The organism is Paenibacillus sp. J22P15, from assembly GCF_056269345.1.
The window spans coordinates 173217-195279 of the sequence record NZ_JBWDNT010000005.1 but is presented as its reverse complement, the minus strand read 5'-3'; the positions used below and the strand labels follow the sequence as shown (position 1 = coordinate 195279).

11 protein-coding genes, 1 tRNA gene and 1 pseudogene are annotated in these 22063 nt (G+C 48.6%); 3 read left to right on the top strand and 10 right to left on the bottom strand.

Translation table 11 applies throughout. The annotated features are described in order from the left end of the window. Positions 1-169: 169 nt before the first annotated feature. Positions 170-5131 (bottom strand): glycosyl hydrolase family 95 catalytic domain-containing protein, encoded by a 4962-nt coding sequence (locus AC0YN6_RS14545; RefSeq protein WP_475747664.1) that lies wholly within the window; start codon positions 5129-5131, stop codon positions 170-172. A 262-nt stretch (positions 5132-5393) separates the two neighbouring features. After that, a pseudogene (locus tag AC0YN6_RS14540) lies at positions 5394-5897 on the bottom strand (transposase); the annotation flags it as partial. A gap of 1261 nt (positions 5898-7158) precedes the next feature. On the opposite strand from AC0YN6_RS14540, the gene AC0YN6_RS14535 reads away from it, so the two are divergent. Next, positions 7159-7443, top strand: a complete 285-nt coding sequence (locus AC0YN6_RS14535; protein ID WP_475747663.1) for a hypothetical protein — start codon at positions 7159-7161, stop codon at positions 7441-7443. Here AC0YN6_RS14535 and AC0YN6_RS14530 read toward each other — a convergent pair. From AC0YN6_RS14530 to AC0YN6_RS14515, 4 genes are all read right to left on the bottom strand, one after another. Then, positions 7433-8833, bottom strand: a complete 1401-nt coding sequence (locus AC0YN6_RS14530) for a DHA2 family efflux MFS transporter permease subunit (RefSeq protein ID WP_475747788.1) — start codon at positions 8831-8833, stop codon at positions 7433-7435. The two genes, AC0YN6_RS14535 and AC0YN6_RS14530, sit on opposite strands and share 11 nt — an antisense overlap. Positions 8834-8930: 97 nt before the next feature. Beyond that, complete coding sequence (locus AC0YN6_RS14525; protein ID WP_475747662.1) at positions 8931-9497, bottom strand: TetR/AcrR family transcriptional regulator; 567 nt, start codon at positions 9495-9497, stop codon at positions 8931-8933. Between the two features lie 588 nt (positions 9498-10085). Next, entirely contained in the window at positions 10086-10778 is a 693-nt protein-coding gene (locus tag AC0YN6_RS14520) for a DUF4367 domain-containing protein (RefSeq protein WP_475747661.1), read from the bottom strand. Beyond that, entirely contained in the window at positions 10759-11319 is a 561-nt protein-coding gene (locus AC0YN6_RS14515; protein WP_475747787.1) for a sigma-70 family RNA polymerase sigma factor, read from the bottom strand. Before AC0YN6_RS14515 ends, AC0YN6_RS14520 begins: the two co-directional genes overlap by 20 nt. A gap of 320 nt (positions 11320-11639) precedes the next feature. Here AC0YN6_RS14515 and AC0YN6_RS14510 point away from each other — a divergent pair, with 320 nt between their 5' ends. After that, a complete protein-coding gene (locus AC0YN6_RS14510) occupies positions 11640-11873 on the top strand; it encodes a winged helix-turn-helix transcriptional regulator (protein WP_475747786.1) in 234 nt (77 codons plus the stop codon). 292 nt (positions 11874-12165) lie between these two features. Continuing rightward, on the top strand, positions 12166-12465 hold the full coding sequence (locus AC0YN6_RS14505; RefSeq protein ID WP_475747660.1) for a hypothetical protein: 300 nt from the start codon (positions 12166-12168) through the stop codon (positions 12463-12465). On the opposite strand, the gene AC0YN6_RS14500 is transcribed toward AC0YN6_RS14505, so the two are convergent. The 4 genes from AC0YN6_RS14500 to nrdR form a co-directional block, all read right to left on the bottom strand. Then, positions 12356-15919, bottom strand: coding sequence for a DUF4855 domain-containing protein (locus tag AC0YN6_RS14500; protein ID WP_475747785.1), 3564 nt, complete (start codon positions 15917-15919; stop codon positions 12356-12358). The two genes, AC0YN6_RS14505 and AC0YN6_RS14500, sit on opposite strands and share 110 nt — an antisense overlap. 599 nt (positions 15920-16518) lie before the next feature. Further along, positions 16519-20805, bottom strand: coding sequence for an S-layer homology domain-containing protein (locus AC0YN6_RS14495; protein ID WP_475747659.1), 4287 nt, complete (start codon positions 20803-20805; stop codon positions 16519-16521). A gap of 630 nt (positions 20806-21435) precedes the next feature. Continuing rightward, positions 21436-21511 (bottom strand) — tRNA-Ala (locus AC0YN6_RS14490). Positions 21512-21554: 43 nt separating this feature from the next. Continuing rightward, positions 21555-22037: a transcriptional regulator NrdR gene (nrdR, locus tag AC0YN6_RS14485; RefSeq protein WP_053377232.1), complete on the bottom strand. Its 483-nt coding sequence runs from the start codon at positions 22035-22037 to the stop codon at positions 21555-21557. Between the last annotated feature and the right edge of the window lie 26 nt (positions 22038-22063).

Sequence of the window (22063 nt, the reverse complement as noted above, 5' to 3'; positions counted from 1 at the left end):
CAAGAAAAATCAAAGAATGTTCGAAAAGCTGTCTACTTAAGGCTGTAAGTGATTGCCTCTCCGAGTTGAAAATCCTCCTCTGATTGGCTTCTGAGGAGGATTATCTCTAACAGGGCTGCCCAATCGCAGTTAAAAACTACGATCGGGACAGCCCAAATTTAAATTAACACTATCCAATGATTATTCTAGAGATTGCAGCCAAATCTGAAATATCAATGATTCCATCTTGAACAATATCAAATAGTTTGATGCTATCCCAATCTGGTCTTGTGTTATCTTTGCCATAGTGAGCAGCGATCATAGCCAAATCACCGATGCTTACTTTTCCGTCATGATTGATATCGCCCGGAATTCCAGGAGCTTTCACAGTAACCTCCACAGTGTAAGAAGACAGCTCAGCTGTTACGTCCGCACCTACCCCGGTACCAATCGTAGCAGAAATAATAGCAATAACTCCTGTTGCTGTGGCACTAATCTCTTTTGCTTTGAAAGTCAGCTCTAAGATTTCAGCATCCGCCGTAACCGCTTGATCAGCTCCAAGACTAGCAAGCACTAATCGAATCTCACCAGGAACACTCGTTTCTGGTTCAAAAATACTTACTCCGGCAATTAACGAGTCTGCCTTAACGTATTCGAACAGATTCGGATCATAATTCAGTTTAATGTACTGGCCATAAATAGTTTGTGTCACATCGCTAAGCCCATATTTTATAGTAAACAGATTTCCATGCTGAATCGCATTCGGCCCTGTTAATGTAGTCGCTAGCGACGGTATCTCTTCATCAGCATCCAATGTAATTGCAATCGAGTGAGCCTCTTTCGCTGTAAAACTAGCGCTTTGGGTTACAAAACCAGTCTTACTTACAGTGTAAGTGTATTCTCCTTTTTCCGGTAGTGTGAAGGTGCTACCATCGCTACCTGAATTGTATAGGTACCCGTCAGCATCCTTTACTTCTATTGAAGCATCTACAGGCGAAACATTAAATTTGACATCTCGGTAAGCTGCAGAACCCCCATCTGCTCCTATTAAGCCTAATTTAACATAGGAAAAATTGAAGTCGGCTCGCGTCCAAAATACATAAACATCTTTTATCCCAGTGACATTCACATTTGGAGTTATAGTTGCCTCAGTGAGATTTTTATAACCACCCGTATTAATGAAACTATCCAAAGTAGCAATCGTTGTAGCTTCTTCTACTGTACCTTTGCCTGGCTCGGCAATGCGAATATGAATTTGTCTCGTTGTGTTTGTCGGTGTTGCATAGCCGATAGCGATACTTTCGAGACCATTCTGCAGGTCAACGCTGTTGTATTTCAGCCAGCCATTATCACCGGCATACTCAACCCAATCCTCGCTGAACCTCATTTTACCTTCGCTATCATTGCCAGCAGATTCCCCGTTTCGATCTATCCCTCTAAGCTTGATGGATTGAATCCCCAATTTCACTTGAATTCTTGTAGAAATCAACGGATCCTTGGTGGAAGTGGCCACAATGATAATCTCTTGATTTTTGGCACCTTCTTTTATCGAAAGCACGCCGCCGTTGCTAATTTTAACGCCCGAGTAGCTCCCGCTCAAGCTCCACTTCACATCGTTGCTGCCTATTTCGGTTGAACCGTCCGAATAGTCGACCCCTGCTAAGTAGGTCACATCCTTACTACCCGTTGCAGGCAAACTGATTTGCGTATTGCCCACAATCGTAATCCCATCTATTGGTCCGTTGTCCTTATCCGTGAAAAATTGTAAGGATTTCAAGTTGACTGGTTGGGCGAAGGTAACATACAGATCGTGTGCTCCGCTTACTTCGTATGCCAAGTTGGCGGAGAACGTTTTGTAACTATTTAAATCCCCTGTATGATTAGCCAGGATATTCGCAATCACTTCTCCGTCTGGCTTATCCAGTCGCAACTCAATTTTCCCCAGCTCTCCTTGGTCCTTCTTATCAGAGGCAGCCTGAATGAAAACTTTAGTTGCTCCTTTGTCGAATTGAACATTTTTAAACACCGCATAATCACCGGCAGCAGCACCTTGCAGCGCAGCAGTACCTTTGATAACTTGGCCGTAAAGGAAATTGGCATCTACTGCTTGCATAACTTCATAAGGGTTAATCTTAACGGCTTGAATATCGCTAATCTCATAAGTTTCGCCTTTTTGAGCATCAATGACAATGGTATTGCTATCTACGATGGTGTAAGCAACCGCTTTGCCGCTATTCACTACAGTAGCAGTGCTGATATTACTTCCTTTTACCGTTATTGAACCTGTAGTGCCCGTTTTTAAAACCGCCGATGTGAGTTTCGACTTCTCCCAAGCCATGTCGACCTCCACATTCCCTCTGGCTTTCAAGCCAGACACGCTGCCTAGGTTCCATTTGGAAGGAAGTGCTGGAAGTAATTGAATTTCCCCGCCTTGGCTTTGCAGTAGCATCTCAGTTATGCCGGAAGTTGCACCGAAATTCCCGTCGATCTGGAATGGAGGATGCGTATCAAACAAATTGCTCAGCGTTGAATTGTAAAGTTGCTCCTTGAGCAGCTTTTGGGCACGATCGCCATCGTGAAGGCGCGCCCAGAAGTTAATCTTCCACGCTTTACTCCAGCCTGTTCCGCCGTCACCTCTAGTATTTAAGGTTACTTTCATAGCTTCGACAAATTTGTCATCCTGTTCACTGCGTCCCGCAACTACTTGCGATCCGGGGTGTAGTGCGTACAAATGATTCACATGACGATGGCCGTTATCACCTGTAATATCCATGGCCACTTCGTCTTTCCACTCCATGAACTGCCCGCCAAGTCCAATCTTTGGTCCTGCAAGGCGAGACTGTGCATCCACGATTTCATCCAGTTCCGCGCTCTCGATGTTCAGAACCTTACTTGCCTTGATCACCTCATCGAAAATTCCCCAAACTACACTTTGAACTTCAGTAGCACCCAAAGAATAAGGGCCGTGTTCCGGAGAATAAGACGGATTCGCAACCAACGTGTTGTCGCGCGTATCCACCCATAACGTATCTACCCAGAACAAGGCAGCACCTAGTAGTACATCATAATACTCCCGAAGGAAATCTTCATCCATCGTGAATTGATAACGCTCCCAGATGTGTTGAGCTAACCAAGCCCCATCTTCAGGAGAGAAAAAGGCGCTACTTATCGCAGGGGCGGTATTTCCCCATATATTGTTCTCGTGGTGTGTTGTCCATCCTCTGACTGGATCGCCTGACGGCGTGACATAGCCATGCTGCGCGCTTAATTTCCCTCTCGGCACTAAGCTTTTAATATATTCGATCAAAGGCAGATTACTTTCCGAAAGATTGGTTTGCTCTGCAAGCCAGTAGTTCATTTGTAAATTGATATTGGCGTGGTAGTCCGCGCTCCATGGCGGATTGGTTCCGTTCGCCCATTTTCCTTGCAAATTGGCTGGCAATGACCCTTCTCTGGAAGATGCAATTAATAAATACCTGCCAAACTGATAGAAAAGCTGCTCCAAATAAAGGTCTTCCATTTGTGTATTAGTTCTTGCATAGCCGGCCAACAATCGGTCCGTCGGCTTATTTGGAAATGGTGCGTTCATTAGGTTTAGATCCACACGGTCAAACAGTTCTTTATAATCGGCAATATGGTCTTCATACAAATTGTCAAAGCCTTTCTTTGCCGCTGCTTGAAGCCTTGCACTAACAGTGATAAGCGGATCTTGGTTAGTGAAATAGTTGAAACTATCATCCATGGACTGCAAATAGTTCGTGCCTGCAGCCATCAGGATCAGGATAGAATCCGCATTTTCCACCTGAATGCCATTATCCTTCGCAACCATCGTTCCACCAGTAGGAATGACCTTGATTTTCTGAGCAAAATGTAGCGTATTGGCAAAGTCCGTTGCAGCATTGACCTTATTATGGTCGCTTGGCCACCCGGTCATCGTTATGGTGTCCCCTGCTGAAGAGATTGTCTTCATACTTTGGGCAGATGTTACATTGACGAACTGATTAATCTTCCCAGATTCTGTCGAACTCAAGCGTATAGCCATCACTTTATCCGGATTACTTACGAAATATTCCTTTTTCATCTTTGCATTGCCCAGTTGATAAGAGACATTGGCAACCGCATGATTCAAGTCAAGTTCCCGTTTGTAATTGGTAACAACAAGTTCCTCAGGAATAGTACTGTCGTCGATTAGAACATCTAGATTGGACATTTGCAGCGCTTGATTGTTTCCGTACAAAGAGGTTACGGTAAGCTTGAAATATTGGTAGGAGCCTGGCTTATCCAGATCAAAAACTTGGACTTGCTTCCGCCCCGCGAGTGCAAAATTCGTTACCGTATCAATGATTGTAAATGTTTTTCCATCGTTGGAGGCGGAAAGCGTCCAGTTCTTCGGATCCCTACCCTGCACATCATTACCAGTTGCAATCGAGTAGGAATGGGTTGGAATTGCTTCATTGTATTCCCAATCAATCACATATTCTGGCGCGCCGGCATGACCATCGGCAAAAAACTTAGTGTCCTTATTCCCATCAAATAGCATCCCAATAATCTCATTCTGATTTTTTATGTTATCTTGAGCGGTATAAGAACGACTAACGAAGGGCTTCGCCAAAGTCAAATCGTGCAGCCATATAGAACCCAATTCCTGATAGGAACCGAAATTTTGCTTTGTACCAATTAGACCATTTGCTCCGTTGATCAGATTCGTAAGCGAACTAGGAACATTGTAATTTCGAGCGATAACTTTGCCCTTCTCATCGATGTAAGGGGGCGTTCCTTTGGAATATTCCGTCATCAAGTCTTGCAACTGCGTTCTAGCTTGTTGTAGAATGTTATGTTTATCCTCTGCACTGCCCTTATGCCCTCCGTTATAATCGGGATTCGCACCGGGACCACCAGACCATAGCGATTCTTCGTTGATTAGGATTTGATCCTTATCTGCACCGCCAAATACCATTGCGCCCATAAATCCATTCCCTATTGGAAGCGCTTCCGATTCCCAGTTCGTTGCAGCCTTTGTATACCATGTCTTCAGCGGAACTGTACTGGCGGCTACAAATGGAATTTCTCCAGATGCAGAAACTGGATTAGCAATGATTCCCGAGATGGCCATCGTTACTGCTAACGCAGAACAAGCAATCTTTTTAAACATCAAACAACCTCCTCAAATTTTCTATTCTATTTTCTAATAATCCTCCTTCCCTCTACTTATTCATTGATGAACTATCTTCCAGCTGTTTCCTCTTGATTATTATTCAAATGAATAATTCAGACAATGTAGTATTGTCTTAAAGTAGTTGATTATTATGCTCTCATAAGCTAATCCGTATTGCTGGCCAAAATAGAGCTTAAGCCGTTATAACGCATTTAATTGAATCATCTTCACCTCATTTCTTATCGTAACAAGCTCTTTTTTGCCGTCGTTCAAATTCCATCAACAAGTAACGGCTAAACACGATGCTCGTATGACTGATCAGCATATCAAAGGAACGGCCCTGGAACTCGGTTCCCAGTTTCAAATAGCTTTTGGTTACTTTGAAGAAGGTCTCAATGCTCCACCGCATACCATATATGCGGACAATCTCACTCGGTTCTAAAACAAGAACCGTGCAGAGAATGACCAGCCATTCGCACCGCTTGTTACGGTTTTGAACAAAGACGAGTTTAACAGGCATGTCGCAAGAAGAATGGACAATTGCTGAACTCCAAATCGAAGTTTGTTTGTTCTTAGGCAGGATCCGGTAAAGTTCACTCAGCGTCAGACGTTGTCCTTCGTAAACGTAGCGCTGCTTCATTTCCTTGACCATGCCAATCGTGGCGAGTCCTTCAGCCGCGAGTCCTCGAATGAGCGGCATCTGAGTAAACCAGCTGTCCATCAGTACGTAATCCGCATGGGAACCAGCCTTCAGATTAGATTCAGAGAACATTAATGCAACGCTAGTGTGCTAGACTGAATAGTAGACACAGATTAAACTGATAAAATGAAAGAAACTGGAGGACTGTGTTGAGATGAAAAAAAACACTTTATGATGAAGCGTACAAAAGAAGACAGTTCAGTATATCAAGGAAAGCAGGAAGGCGGTGGCTGAGGTAGTCCGTGAGTTGAAGATCAAGAACAACATGGTATACGGCTGGATGAGAAATATGGCAATGAGCCAGAAATAGCTGTGACTCAAAAGTTTAAGGGTCTGAAGATCATCAGTTTAGGGGATTCTGCTACAAATTTTATTGTAAACGCTCCAACCTACTGCTATAAGGGAAATTCTTTGGAAGATTTGTATAATAATTTTGGATCATCCTTAGAGGTGACGCCCCTGTGATGGGTGCGAAGGCAAAAAGGAGCCTCGCAATCTATTTCTAAGCTCCACTTCAGATTAACTTGATGCGACTTGAGAAGGTTATATAATCCTTCTAAATCAAGGGTCATACAATCGGTTAAAGACCACTGCTCATTCGTCCATTTCAACAAAGGTTTCTCATACAATATCCAACTTAAAGGAACTCGCATTAATATCGAAAGGAATGACACTACTCCTTCGTCTATTTGATTATTATTAACTTTAGAAACACTCCGGATTTTCGGAGGCCTACCGTTATACCCCATCTTCTCTTTTAAGCGTCCCATCAGTTTAGAAATTAAGTCTTTATGAATTCCGAAAAGTTCGTAGAGTTCGGTTTGCGTATACCCCAAAATCTCCTCTTGAAGTAAAACGGTTCTCCGCTCAAACAGACTCAATCGCAACAAAAATCTTATATATAGGTAGCCGCAGTCCCGCGGTGATATCGCGAACCGTTCCAAGCTGTCGGGCCCATGCCTGATATGGACTTACAGCTCGAAGTTTGTAAATTACAGTTTAGAGAAGCCTTTACAGGTGGATTGTTTACTGTAATTGTCTAGTCTGCTTTCATGATATTCATTAAGAATCATTACACCTGACTTCGCGAATGATAATTAGATCATTTCCATTGAACAATTAATTGTTCCACTGTTAATTTTTAATCGCTATCCGAAGTTATCTTTTTTCCTCGCCAAACAAAGTATAGAAATTTCGTCCCCAACTTCGTCCCCATCACCAATATATGGAGGAGACTGATTGATGATCATCCGAAAATAAAACAAAAAAACCCTTGCTACGCAAGGGTTTTTATCGTTTTAAGTTTGGTGGAGCCTAGGGGGATATGACTCGTTTAACTCGCCAAACCGTCTTGGGATGTATGAATCTTGATCTAATGGCTGTCGAAGTATATTCGAAGGGGACTTTTAGCGGTAGATTCAGACGCCGTGCTCCTCCATTAGACGAGAGTGCTTCGAAGCCTTTCACTTCATTACGTCCGCGCGGGCGAACCCCTGACCTCATCGCTGCCAGCGATGCGCTCTCCCGCATTGGTCAACTTCACTGCCCCAAAATTTTCTCGATTTCGCTTACTTTCGTTTCGCAACAAATAAAAACAATTAAACTTTAGCTCTTTTAATATAGAAAGCTGCCACTAACCCAAGCACGGATATAATGAGACCGAACAAGAATGCATTTTGAATCCCAGCCGTCAAAGCTTCCGACATAACTAGGTTGTCACTGGGATTACTTGAACCAGACAGATAAGCATTCTGTCCTGACGACATGATACTCACCGCGATCGCTGAACCAACGGCTCCAGATACTTGCTGAAGAGTACCCATTACTGCATTTCCATCTGGGTATAGTTCACGTGGCAATTGATTGAGACTGTTTGTTTGTGTTGGCATCATAATCATGACGATACCGATTAGCAACATGGTATGCAAAATAGTAATTGTAGTAGCGGTTGTCGTTGTTGTAACATTCGTGAACATAAATAGGGCAATCGTCGCAATAAAGAACCCGGGAATGACCAACCATTTTGGACCATACTTATCAAATAGACGCCCCGTAATAGGCAATAATATACCATTAATGACTCCACCCGGTAATAAGACGAAGCCTGCTACTGATGCCGTCAGAAGAATTCCGCCTTGCAAATACATCGGTAACAGGATAGCTGAAGATAAATTCAGCATCATAGCTACAAATACTAAAAATAGCCCTAGAGAAAACATGGGATATTTAAACACTCGAAGATTAATCATCGGTTGCTTCATCTTACTTTGGCGTATACCAAATAGTAAAAGGGAGATGAAACCGATCAGTATCATAGATAGAACGGTTGGACTTGTCCATCCTTCACCGGCACTACTGAATCCGTACACAATTGCTCCAAAACCAATCGTTGATAACACAATCGATAATAGATCGACTCTTGGTTTCTTGATTTCCGTAACATTTTGCATAAAGTAATAGCCAAATGCTAAAGAAAAAATCAATAGAGGCAAACAAATCCAGAATATCCACTCCCAGCCGAGTGATTCTGTAATAATCCCTGAGACAGTTGGACCAATAGATGGTGCAAACATCAAGACCAAACCAAGCATGCCCATTATCATTCCACGTTTATGTGGTGGGTATATAATTAAAAGTACATTTGACATTAAGGGTAGTAGAAGCCCTGTGCCCACAGCATGAATGATTCGTGCTAACAGTAAGATTATAAAGTTAGGTGCCAATGCTGCCATCAACGTTCCCAAAATGGAGAATAAAAGCGCAGCGATAATGAGCTGTCTAGCCGTAAACCACTGTATTAATAGAGCAGATACAGGTACAAGCACTCCCAATACAAGTAAATATCCCGTCATTAGCCACTGTACCTGAGAGGGAGATACCCCAAATTGATTCATGATATCGGGTAAAGCCAAGTTCAATGCCGTTTCTCCGAATAATCCGATAAATGCACCGAGAATTAGCGAGATCATGATTGGCATTGGGCGGATTTCTTTTTGCATCAATGATGTAGTTTGATTTTTTGTGTTCAAAGAAACACTTCCTCTCTAGACCGGTCTATATAATTTTAACAAAAGAAATAGCTTATAAGGATCTCAGCTACCTCGTTAACAATGCAGGAATATGTGCAGCAATTGTCCTTAATGCAGCTCCATTTTGATTCGTCAAAGAACGCAGAACTGCCCCTTCAACCAAGGCAACTAGAACCAGAGCATACTCTGCTGCTTCTTGTTCGCTGTATCCGCTTTGAATCAATTTTTCTATATATACATTTTCCCAGACTGCAATAGCATCCTGAGATGCTTTTTGAGCAGTTTCATTAATCAAGGATACCTCTGCTACCAATAAGCCAATAGGAAGTCCTTCTATCTCCTTGTTGTCAAAAGCTTTTGCCATCATGATGATTACATCTTGGATCGCCTCAACCGGATCTGACTTTTGATCCATTACTTTCTTCATAGTCAAGCGAATATGTTCACTCATCATCTTAATTGCTTCAATGACTAATTGCTCTTTCCCATTGGGGAAATAGTAGTATACAGAGCCTTTTGGTGCGCCGCTTTCTTTAATAATTTGGTTTATTCCAGTAGCATGATATCCTTGAAGATAGAAAAGCTCAGCTGCTGTTCCCAGTATTTTATCACGGGAATTATCTTTTTTGCTCAAATCTCCCTCTCCCCTTTCAAATTATAACGACTAGTCTATATATTATATTTCGTATCTTACAATTTCAGTCCTTGTTTTGTCAAGCTGCGCGCGGGCGAACCATAAGGGGGTCATCTCCCCTAGGCTAACCACCAAAACAAAAAACACGCCATCATTAGGCGTGTTAAAAATTTGTGTTTGGTGGAGCCTAGGGGGATATGACTCGTTTAACTCGCCAATCCGTCTTGGGGTGTATGAATCTTGATCTAGTGGCTGTCGAAGCCGACTCGACGAGGATTTTTAGCGGTAGATTCAGACGCCGTGCTCCTACATTAGATGTATTTCCTTCGATGTCCACTCACTTCATTACGTGCGCGCGGACTGAACCCCGGGGTTCGCCCCCTATAGGGCTCCACCAAACAATAAAAAAACCACTTCATCAGAAGTGGTTTGAATTTATTGTTTGGTGGAGCCTAGGGGGATCGAACCCCTGACCTCATCGCTGCCAGCGATGCGCTCTCCCGTATGGGGATATTACACTACCCCAATTTATCTAGCATTCGACGGGTGGGGCGTTCAATTCATTCACGATATACACACATCAACTCATTAAGGCTCCACCGATTCGGCTACCTTCATGGCCTCGTCGCCCGAAATCGGACCGGACACGCCATACTGAATGCCGTCAACTACCCAAAACAGCTCCGTGAACTCGGCTTGCTCGAAAATTAAGCCGTCCGCTCCGCCCACTTTGGTCTGTGTGAACAGGTCCGTCGGGAACGACGCAGGCATGCGGCTCGCGCTGAACGTCACCGTCTTATCACCCGAGCCGTATGTGAAGTTTAAATCTCTGAGCGGTTGGTCCTTCATTCCCACGCCGACGATCTCAGCCAACTTGAAGCCTTCCGGGGCGACTTGAGGAACAAGCACACCGGAACCGAAAGCTGCTTTCGCTGCCTCCGCCGTTCCTAATGGAGTTGTAATCAATTGGGACAACTCCGAGCCTGTGGCTCCTCCGTTTCCGGGCAGCACGATTTCCGACGAATTATGCGTTGGCGTCGGGACTGCGGCGGGCTCTTGCAGCATCGGCAATCCCGCCACTATGACGACTGCCGCGACCAGCGCTGCCGCTCCTGCGAGCCAGGCTCTCGGAAGAACGAATCGGCGGCGGCCTCTCGCTTCCGCGGCGGCTTGTTTCCTGATCTTCTGTTTAACGCTATCGCTCAATTCCATTCTAGAAAACAACATATCATCCGACTCCTTTTGCAAATGTTGACGTAAATTACGCTCCATGTCCGTCATCGGTTGTCTCCTCCTTGCGCATTTCCCGAGCCAACGCCTCGCGCGCCCGGTGCAGTCTGTTTCTCACGGTACCCTCGGGCGACGACGTCGCTTTCGAAATTTCCCGTGTGTCCAAGTCCAGATAATAATATAAATACAAAGCCTCCTGATACGGCAGAGGCAGACGCAGCATATGCCGCAAAATCTCGCTTTTCTGCAATCTTTTAAGCGCTTCTTCTTCCACGTTGAATATTCGTCCCCGCTCCATCATGCTGGGATCGGTCGGCTGTTCCGTAAACATCCGCACGCCCATCTTGTCCCGGCAAACGTTGATAGCGATCGTCGTCAACCAGGTTTTAACCGCGCTATCTCCACGAAACGAGTTCCAGTTGCGATAAGCGCGAAGAAATACCTCCTGACTGATATCCTCGGCAAAATGCCGATCGCTGGTATAAAAATAAGCGGTGCGCATGATCGTCGAGCCAAAGCTTTCCATCAGCTGCTCTAGAGCTTGAGTGGGATCTTTCGGGAAATTTTCCTTGTTATTCGAGCCGGCCGGCATCACTGAATCATCACCTCCACCTATTAGACGGCCTGAGCGCATTTTTCGCTGCACTTCGCTTTAAATCTGACAGTCCAATAAGGATTTCGTCAATTTGAGCTTAATTCCCCATACTCCTTCTTGCTTGAATTTCAAACGATAAAAGCCACATGTACAGTATGCCTGTTGATGCGGCTTTTCGACTTCATCTTTGGTTTAAAAGATCCCCAATATCCGTTTATACTAACACTATTTTCTCTAGATGACCTCTTCGCTGTCAGCGATGCGATCTCCCTCCGTTGTTGGTTTCACTACCAAAGACACCCGCAAAAGCATGGAACATGCCCGTCTTGCTCGCTCTCCATTTCAACTACGAACACTTTCAAGATATAAGGCATGCCCTTGAGCGAGTGACGCCGCGCATGCTAGCATCTCGCTTGGGTGAGTTGCATGACTTGGGTGCAGTGAATAAACAGCTAATCGAACAACCGCGACCTTCATTTTTATATCGGCTGCACTGCCATGTAGATAAGCCAATCAATCAGTTGGCTGCCAGCTTGCAATCCATTCTATGAACCTGTGGCAATGGTTATCTAACGTAAAAAAACCTATCAGTAGATATCCATGTCGTGCTCCACCGCTGCGCTAACTAACCCCTGGTGGAGCCTAGCAACTACGACTTCGCATAGCTTGCCGCCGAGCGGATTGTCGCGGATTTCGTCGGGACGACGTTATCCAGCTATACGCCGCATGGCCCTCGGTCCTAAGGCCCAGACCTGGAGCTCGTCCGGTGGATGAGCGAAGCGCTGCGCGTTACCGTTCGTCGCGGAAGGGCGCATCGGGACGCCCGAGGAAGCGGCGTCGGCCATGCGCGCTGGGGCGTCTTACGTGGGGGCCGGAGGCGCCATCACGCGCCCGCAGTTCATCGCGGAAGCGCGGGACGGCTTACCGGCTTCATCCGTCCATTCAGGAAGTTTTATTCTGTATCGTCGAAAAAGCACATCCCGGGCGCGTTGCCGCGCTAATCGGAATGTGCTTAAATCAATTGTTCCCGAGTCTACTCCTGCTGCTGCCCCTCGATTAATTGAAGAACGCGATACAAGAACGTCGCCGCTTCCGCTCTGCTGGTCGTACTCTTCGGCTTCATATAGCCGTTGGAGCCCGTAACCAGCCCATGCTCGAACATCGTTGCCACGCTGTCCGTAGCATATGGCGCAATCTGGCTCGCATCACGAAAGCCCTCAAGTGTTGAACCGGATGCGGACGGCTTGATTGCCCCTGTCGTTTGCAGCGCTCGGGTCAGCATAACCATAGCGTCCTGGCGACTGATTGAGTCACGAGGAGCAAAGTTAACTTCGTTCACTCCCGAAACGATTCCCAATTGCTTGGCGATGGACACCGCATCGTAGTAATAATCATTCGGCTTCACATCGGCGAACGTCGAGGTAATCTCGGCGCGCAGGTCAAGCATGTTCACCAGCATCAGGATAAAATCAGCTCGCGTTACTTGATTTGCGGGGCTGAAAGTGCCATTTTCGATCGAGGTGCCTTTGACGATGCCCCTTTCGGCCAGCTTCTCGATCGCCTCGCGCGCCCATTCATGCTTGCCAAGGTCAGTGAAAGCAGCCGGTTTCTTGCCGCCGACAGTATAGACGCCGACTTGGTCGATGGAGAATCGCAGTACGCCCTTGTCTTTGTCATAAGACGCGCCATCAATTGCCGCCGCGCTGTTGCCCGTCAGCTCAAAAGCTTGCAGATCAGTTGCTTGCTCTTCCGCTTGAAGCGAATATGGAATCGCAATGGAAATCGGTGCCTTCGCATTGTTCCAAGACAGAGCTTCACCGTCCAGTTGCAATGCAATTTCCACGATTGGCCTGTTGCCGATCCGGCCAGCCGCTTCGTTGCCGCGATACTCGCCTGCATGGTCGCTTACGATAACGAGCAGCTTTCCGGCATTCTCCTTGACTCCAGCCAGCATGTCGCCAGTCAGAGCAAGCTGGGCATACGGCGTGGAGATATGCAGAATCAGATTAGACTGGTTCGTCAGATTAGCTGCCGGAAGCTCCAAAGCATAGCTGCCAGCCGCGTTCGACGGCTTCAATTCAAGACGAATATGCTTGTTGCTGTTGCTGTCGGCTGTTGCCTTGAGAATCGCGGCTTTCAGATCCGCTGCTCCGACCGAAGCCGCAGCCTGATTGCCTTTCAATGTCGGGACAAGCACGGCTTTGACTGAACCGTCCGCTTGCAACGTATACGGATCTTGCGCCGGACCGCCTCCAATGCTGCCTCCATTGCCTCCGCCAGTGGAAGGCGGCTTGCGATATTCGAAGGCGGCCTGCTCCGGAGTCGTCATGTCATCCGTTTCAAGCTCGACCGTATACAGTCCTTGCTCTTCTCCGGTCAACGTAAAGGCGATGCGGAAGCTTCCGTCATCCTCAGTGCCCGTCTGACCGGTATATTGAATGTTGCCTTTTGGGTCAAGCACTTTGACATACAAATGTTCTTTCTTGCCGTTCATGACCAACCCGTCGATCGTGACTTTCTTCGTGGAGGCGTCCACTGCGGCTTGTATGCCGTCCAATGTCTTCAGCTCTTGCTGCTGGGCAAGATCGTACACGCCGAATTCATAGAAAGAATAACCGTAGAACGTTGCCCGATTCAGTCCCTCAAACTTGATGTATCTTGCCGTCGTTGCCGGGAATACCAGCGTATTCTTGCCGTCGGACGCTTTAACCACGCCATTGTTGCCGACTTTCAAGGGCTCCCACGTCTGCTTATCATCCGAGACGCTCAGACGGTATTGGTCCGCGCGCGCATATTCCCAATCGATGCGGATCGTATTGAAGGTTTGCTTGCTGTCCAGATCGATCTGGAACCAAGCGGTATCGCGCACTTCGCTCGCCCAGCGCGTGCCCGGTGCGCCATCCAGCGCTTTCGAAGGCTCCAGACCTGCGGCTTCCGTCGAGGATGCCCCTGCTTCTTTGTCTTGCGCGATGCTGCCGATCTCGTAATACACGCCTTCCTTCAGCGCCGTATAAGCGCCTTCCGTTACAAATTCAAGGCCTTTAGCCCCTTCCAGCTTCGCATTGAATGCCAGCAAATAGCCTATGGCTTGCTCAGGATCGCTCTCTTGTGTACGCTCCATCATGATCAGGGCGTTGCGCATAGCGCGGACCGTATCGGCATTGCTAAGCTGCTTGTTGTCCGCGTATTTATCAACAAGAGCCAATAGACCTTCAGCGCCCAAACGTGCTTCTATTACGAATTTAACCGTCTTGGATTTGGCGGCCGCCACCGTCAGCTCCAGCACATGCTTGCCCGGCTTGCCCGTCAGATCTACAACAGTTCCTTCCGTATAAGGCTTGCCGTCATACTTGGCCGTTACTTTAACAATCCCGCTGCCGTCATCTCCCGGAATAGTCCAGGTGAAAGCGGCCTGTGTCGTATCAGGCACAATCGTATGCTCCGAGATCGGCTCCCCGTTCATGAGCGCTACAACATCAGGCGGAGCGGCGTCTTGCTTCTGATAAGTGCCTTTCACGAATTGATATAGCCAATCGTAGAGGACTCGGGTAGCAGGGTCCGCGCTTTTCGCCGCGTTGTAAACGGCGTTGTTGCCTTGATAGTAAGCTTTATACCCTTGCTGCATCAGCCCTGTATCCACGCCGCTGTTCAAGTAATCGATGAACCTCTCGCGGAAGACGGCGTCGTTGATCATCCGGTCATCGAACTCCAGCTCCAGCGACATTCCGTACCGTTTCGCCATATCCGCTGTATCTTCCAGACGCGAAGGATCCAGTTTCTCGAAGAAATAGTTCGGCTGCAGAGAGATGGCATCAATGCCGACATCCTTCCACATGAATGCCTTATAGGCCATAAAATGAGGAATCCAGAACATCTTCAGGCCAGCGTTATGAACGATGTCGCTCGCATTCTTGACCATCTCCGGGCCAGTCGAATGCGTGCTGATTTGTTCCTCCAGCCAATACATGCCGACGAGCTCCAGGTTCGAGTAGCCCGCAGCCGACCATCTGGACTTGACTTCATCGGTCCACCACTGAATCGCTTTGGCCCGGTTGTCCAGCGATGCGACATTACCGACCACACTTAGATTGAAGTTCAGATTTTCACCGTTAATGCTGCCGAAATCGGACTGATATTCGCCCGGATCGGGAATCATCAGCACAACCTTCGTCTTACGGTCAGGCTCTCCAAGCTTCGCGCCTACCTCGACCGTCGCCTCGTTCAACGCGCTCATATCCCCGCCGGCGTTAAACGTTTTATTCAAATACCATTCCCATTCCTCTTTTCTGGCTTTGCCGGGCGCTTCCGTCGCTCCGAAGCCTCTGCCGTTCTCCGACGTCAAACCCAGATACAGCACGCCGTCGAACAACCAATCAACAGGCTCCCCTTGCTTGTTCACATAGCTGATATTTGGGATAACCCGTTCCTTTGTCCAAGTTCCTGTGCCGTCCGGGTAATGCCCGTTATACAGCAAGCCCAGATTCTGAATCCCGCCAGTAGCATCCCCAGACTGCTGGAGACCGTAATGCTCAGGCTGCACCGGTTGAGCTCCGTCGATCAAACCGTCCGCGCCGGTAATCGTCACCTCGTCGATCATGCTCCATGCCCTTGGATGCATGGAGAACACCACTTTCACATACCGAGCGTACACGAGTCCTTCGGTATAATCGCCACGCTTGACGGCTCCAGTCTCTGCGCTGCCGTCCCACGTAAACGTCTCGATGTCGGTCTGATCGCCCCATAACATTTTGGTCGCATTATGGGACAATACGCCCCAGTTCACCTCATCGTCCGACACGTAGAATGAAACGGTGAGCGGTACGAGCGTTTCATTGTTCGGCCAATCGTGCAGGAAACGAGCGTTCACCTCCTGGATTGTCTTTTGCTCGCCTAGATCAAATACAACCGAACGGGATTTCATGTTGCGGTGGCCCACCCAGTTGCCGCTGTTACGCGATAGATCGGCAGCATTGCCGTCCGTCAGCTTCGTCCCGTCATCCGGGAAAGCGTCCTCCGGCTGTTCCGACCAAGTATACGTTTTCCCTTGAGCCACATTGTAGAAGCTGGCGTTTTCTCCGCCCGCCTCCTCCGCATACACGGAGGATATCAACGAGAACAGCATGACCGGGACAAGCAGCAAAGCAGTCAAACTTCGTCTAGTTTTCACCTATGCTCACGCTCTCTTTCTATGCATAATTAGTTCTGCTCCTGCGCCTGCAATTCAGCAAGCGCATCGAGCATGTTCAGAATGACAGCTACAGCTTCAGCACGCGTCGCCGAGGCTGCAGGGGCAAACCGGTTGTCCCCGCGACCATTCATGACTCCCGCCTCCTGGGCTGCTGCCACGTACGGCTTCGCCCAAGCCGGGATTTGATCCGCGTCCGCGTAAGAGAGCTCCTGCCCTTCCGCAGTCTTCAGGCCCAAGCCGCGAATAATCATCGCTGCCAGTTCCGCTCGGCTGATCGAAGCCTTCGGACGGAAGGTCCCATCCGCATAGCCGCTGATCAGGCCGGATTCCAAGGCTTGCGCAATATAAGGCTGAGCCCAAGCTTGAATCGAGCCGTTGTCCGCAAAGTCCAGCGAACTGTCCGAACCTTGCAGCTTCAACGCTTTGACCAGCATGACGACGAATTCGTCTCTGCTGACCGTCTTATTCGGCTTGAACGACCCGTCCGTATAGCCCGCCACGAATCCAAGCTCGACGGCCCGTTTGATCGACGCTTCTGCCCAATGGCTCGCAATATCGTTCAGCCGAACCGTTGTCGATCCGCCGGACTCCCCTCCATTGCCATTGTCTGGATCTCCGCCGCCCGGATTCGAACCGCCGTTTTGGCCTTCTTCCGGATCTGGAGTTACTGGAGTCGGAACCCATCCTCCGCCACCAGAGCTAGGCAACGCTTTGATTTTGATCTTGAACGTTTTCTCCGCGGATGCAGCTCCCTTGCTGATCGTCGCAGTCAGCACGACTTCCATGTCGCTGCTTGACGGACGTCTAAACAACTGTCCATTGGCATTCAGATAGTCAGGCTTCGAGCTGCTCCAGACGATACGCGTGCCGAGCTGTCCTTTCTGCGGAAGATAGAGATTCGCGGCGATGCTCTCTTTCACGTTTAGCTCGATCAGTCCCATGACGTCTTCGATCGTTAGACGATCGCGCGCAACGCTCAGCCCGGCATACGCCTGCTCGGCCTCAGGACGGGACAACTGAGCGGTTTGAATAGCCGCAGTCGCTTGTACCATCGCCTGTTGAAGCTGTGCCCAGCCCTCAGGAGAGTAATTGTCCTCCACGAGCTTGTCGGCCTCGATAGCCGTCAACAAGTCGATAATTGGTCGTAGATTGCCAAGCTTATATTCCTCGCCGTACACTTCAAATTCCTCAAAGGAATAACCGAACATAGTAGCTCTGGACACGCCTTCGAACTTCACGTATCTGGCTGGCGTGCTCTGGAAGGTCGTCACGACGCGTCCCGGCTTACCGTCAATCTCGCCGTTGTTGTCTTTCACAACGTTCGTCCAGTTCTCCTTGTCCTCGGACACGAGAATGCGGTACTTCGAACCGTAAGCCGTTTGCCACAAAATAGATACAGCATCAATGTTCTTCACTTCACCCAGATCCACCATGAACCAGGTATCGTCCACCCAATCGCTGGACCATCTGGTGTCCCCTCTGCCGTCCACCGCTTTGTCCGCCGTGTAGGACGAGGATTCCGGCTGCGAGGATTCGGCTTGCTTATGCAAAGCCAGATTTCCATGCAGGTCCACGTAGGTGTTCCTTACGATGAGTTCGTCAATCAGGCCTTTAAAAGCATTCGTTTCACTGCCGATTTTGGCTACTGGCAATACGAACGTTTCCAGTTTGGAGCCGTCTTTGAGAGTAGCCGTATACTCACTGCCGTTAATGAAGATGGAGGTCCCCGTGTCGTCGCCGATCATAATGACATGGGTCCAGCGATCGGTCGGCAGCTTATAATTGAATTCGCTGACGTAATTTTCTTTTGTAATAGCGAGTTTGCCGCTGCCCCCAATGTTGTATTTCAGCTGTCCGTCCGGAGATTCCAGCAGCACAGCTCCTTGCGGGTTGTCAGCGTCCGGTTTAAGCCACATGGACATCGTCCATCCGAAACCAAGCGTGCGCAGCGGCGTTTCCACGTAGCTGGCTCCGCCTTTGAGCCTTACTGCTTGCCCGAAGATTCCCTTCTCCGTGCCTGCATTCACCGCGTTCCCGTCAAAGCCATTGCCAGAACGATCCGCGAAGCCTTCGTCGAAAGTATAATCGAGCACGATATTGCGCTCATTGTCGACTTGAAGCTTGTGCGACTGATGAACACCCGGCGGGTCCACGTACTTTGCGGCATCCGCCTGGAAGCTAGCAAAGTTCCGATCGATGCGGTTGCCTCTCCACAGCTTCTCCGCCAACACTTGCATGGAAGGCAAGATCCGCTGATGCGAGTCCGCCATGGAGACGCCCTTCTCTACGGACACGTCGTTCCAGAGCGCGAACATGCCGCCTTTTACTTGCGGATGCGCATAAGGAAGCTTCGTCTCCAGCCAATCGTTAGGCTCCCATTCGTTGTAAATGAAATCGTAATTCAAATAGTTGCGGTACAACTGTGGAACGACATAGAGCAAGTTCGTGTTGGTATTGACAACGTCGTAGCCAAGCTCAATGGCCTGCAGGACGCTTCCATACGGCTCATACCAGATGTCCATCGTCGCATTGTTGCTGACTGGCGTTGTGCCGTCGTATGCCGACAGACTGCCCCACAGACGAGCGCGCTTGTCTTTGCTGTTAATGTGATTAAGCAACATATCCATGTATCTGCGGAACGCCTCTTTGTCGTTGCCGAAATATTCATCCGTGCCGACGTGCACTTCCGGGCCGACGAAGGTCGGATTGCTGCCGTCGAGATACTCGTCAAAGAGTTCTTTAATGAAGTCGAGCGTCTCTGGACGATTGATATCCAGCTGATTGTTGCTGCCCAACCTAGGGTCGTAAGTGATGAACGCGCCGGAATGGCCCGGCGTATCGATTTCCGGCACGACGTTTACGCCGTATTCCATCCCAAGCAGCTGCAGATCTCTGAATTGCTGCTTCGTATAGAAGCCGTCCTTGCTCGTCACTCCCGGGAATTTCTCGCTCTCCAGACGGAAGTAGCCGACATCGCCGACATCATCGTTCAGGTGAATCTGGAACCGGTTCATCTTATAGTAGGACATCAGTTTGACATAGTCCCGCAAAAATTCGATCGTATAAAACTTGCGGCCCACATCGAGCATGAAGCCTCGATCTGCGTATTTCGGATAATCGCGCGATTGCCCCTTGGGCATCTTCTTATGATCGGCAGCGTAGCCAAGCAGCTGCAAGATCGTTCTCGTACCGAACATGACGCCCGTCTGATCGGAGCCAGCGACGGAAGCATATTCGCCTATATTCAGTTCATACCCCTCAGTCCCCAACAGTGCTTGCGCAGCATCCAGCACCAAGTAGATGTCCCCTGCTTGAGGTGAGCCAACCGTTACTGTCAGCGGCAGCTTCGTTAAATCAAGCAAGTCCTGCTGCAAAATGTCTGCCGTTCCCTGCAGAGCCACCTCATCCTCCGCGCGAATGACGATTTTCGACTTGTCCGTCAAGCGGAACTCGCCTGTTGCGCCCAGCCACTCACGCAAAGAAGGAATGACGCGCGGCTCCGGGTTCCGATCGCCCGTCTGCTTAAAGAGACCAGGCACGGTGACTAGCGCATTATCCGTTAAGAGATATGTCGGATCGTTGTCGCTCTGGATTTGGAGCAGCAGTTGAACCTGAGTATCGACAAGCGGCGCTTGGATAGTGCCCTGCGCATCGATCACCGGCAAGCTGTCTGTGTTCACCAGCGACAGCGTATAACCATCCGGTACAGCGGGCAGATTCAGCTGAGTGTCTCCTTCGGAGACGACGATGCTGTTTTTGACCGCGTCCATCATAGGCGGCAACAGCGGTTTGCCTTTGTATACCTCGAATTCCCAGAAGGAGTATCCGTAATAGATACCCTCAATTGGACGTCTCGTTACTCCTTGAAACTTGACGTATTGCGCCAGTGTCGGCTCGAAATCGATCGTATCCTCGACTGATCCGCGGGCGACGAGCACGCGGTTGTCCGCGAATACGTTCCTCCAGATTACCGCATCGTCAGACACGAGAACTTGATATTGTTCCGCCGGAGTCTGCCAGTTGATGATGACTCTTCCGATTTCTACAGGCTCGCCCAGATCAACGTAGAACCACTGGTTATCCGTTCTTTCTGAAGACCAGCGGCTTGCATCCCGATTGCCGCCGTCGACCGCTTTCTCAGGTCCGAAAAAGTCTACTTCGTTCGACGACGAATAAGCCGTCTTTCCTAAAGCCAAGTTCCCTGTTGCGGCTTCAGACTTCTCCGATGAAACGGCAACTAAGATGAAAGCGATAACAAAAAACACTAAAAAAATATTCCTATACCGTAAACGCACTAAGATCCCCCCGTTGTTTATTAACTCGAATTTTACTCCAGCTTACCGCATGACCCTCCATGCTCAACTGCTGCAGCAATTTTATTATAAATAGGGACATTCGTTTCTTCGATATACTTGTGTTTACAATCCATATACAATTGTGGACATTTGGCCTTCTACGGTGAATCAAGGCTAAGCATGCCAGCATTTCGGTCATATCTGTTGCCAATTAATAGAACAAAATCGTGATCTTTTCGAAGAGTAGCGAAAAAGAAAAAAGCCATTTCAGTAGAAGTGGCTTTTCTTCATGTTATAGAATATCGAAGACTAGACGAAGAACTATTTAGGCGTAAAATAGGCTGTCGAGAAAGTCTCGACAGCCTGGCCATCACGATTTGTGATGGCGTTCTCATCATATGGAGCCTAGATGTAACGACTCGCACATGCTCGTCTATCCGTCATGGGATGTCCGAATCCTGATCTAATGGCTGACGAAGCCAACTCGACGAGGACTTTTAGCGGTAGATTCAGACGCCGTGCTCCTCCGCATTCGCTCCGTCCGCGCGGACTGAACCCCGGGGTTCGCCCCCTATGGGCTCCACCAAACACAAAAAAACACGCCTGAATCGGCGTGTTGACGTTTATGTTTGGTGGAGCCTAGGGGGATCGAACCCCTGACCTCATCGCTGCCAGCGATGCGCTCTCCCAGCTGAGCTAAGGCCCCAAATGACGACAAGATTGATCTTAGCACAGGGTCGTCAAAACTGTCAATCTTTATCTATCATACCATTGAGCGGATGTTTGGACAACAGGTTATTAAGCTCCTTCATGAACATATCAATGTCCTTGAATTGACGATAAACAGATGCAAAGCGGACGTAGGCTACCTCGTCTACGGGGTAAAGCTCGTTCATGACGATTCCACCGATATCGCTGCTGTCTACTTCAGCATGCGCTGTTGTGCGCAGCTCCTTCTCAACCTCAGATACGATAACCTCTAGACGCTCAACCGGCACTGGACGCTTCTCGCAAGCGCGGATAAGGCCGCGCAATATTTTGTCGCGACTGAATTCTTCGCGGCTGCCATCTTTTTTGATGACGATTAGAGGCGTCTCTTCAATCATTTCGAAGGTCGTGAAGCGGCGGCTGCACTTTTCGCATTCACGGCGGCGACGAATGGATTTGTTTTCGTTGGCCGGTCTGGAATCTAATACTTTTGTTCCGGCATAGTCACAGTATGGGCATTTCATGATGCGTATTGCCTCCTTTCTTGGTT

Bases quoted from the DNA above. Each gene is read 5' to 3' on its own strand.
- nrdR (WP_053377232.1), bottom strand. From the start codon at position 22,037: ATGAAATGCCCATACTGTGACTATGCCGGAACAAAAGTATTAGATTCC.
- AC0YN6_RS14505 (WP_475747660.1), top strand. From the start codon at position 12,166: ATGCGCGCTGGGGCGTCTTACGTGGGGGCCGGAGGCGCCATCACGCGC.
- AC0YN6_RS14500 (WP_475747785.1), bottom strand. From the start codon at position 15,919: ATGATCGACGAGGTGACGATTACCGGCGCGGACGGTTTGATCGACGGA.
- AC0YN6_RS14515 (WP_475747787.1), bottom strand. From the start codon at position 11,319: ATGCCGGCCGGCTCGAATAACAAGGAAAATTTCCCGAAAGATCCCACT.
- AC0YN6_RS14545 (WP_475747664.1), bottom strand. From the start codon at position 5,131: ATGTTTAAAAAGATTGCTTGTTCTGCGTTAGCAGTAACGATGGCCATC.
- AC0YN6_RS14535 (WP_475747663.1), top strand. From the start codon at position 7,159: ATGACTCGTTTAACTCGCCAAACCGTCTTGGGATGTATGAATCTTGAT.
- AC0YN6_RS14530 (WP_475747788.1), bottom strand. From the start codon at position 8,833: ATGCAAAAAGAAATCCGCCCAATGCCAATCATGATCTCGCTAATTCTC.
- AC0YN6_RS14510 (WP_475747786.1), top strand. From the start codon at position 11,640: ATGCCCGTCTTGCTCGCTCTCCATTTCAACTACGAACACTTTCAAGAT.
- AC0YN6_RS14520 (WP_475747661.1), bottom strand. From the start codon at position 10,778: ATGACGGACATGGAGCGTAATTTACGTCAACATTTGCAAAAGGAGTCG.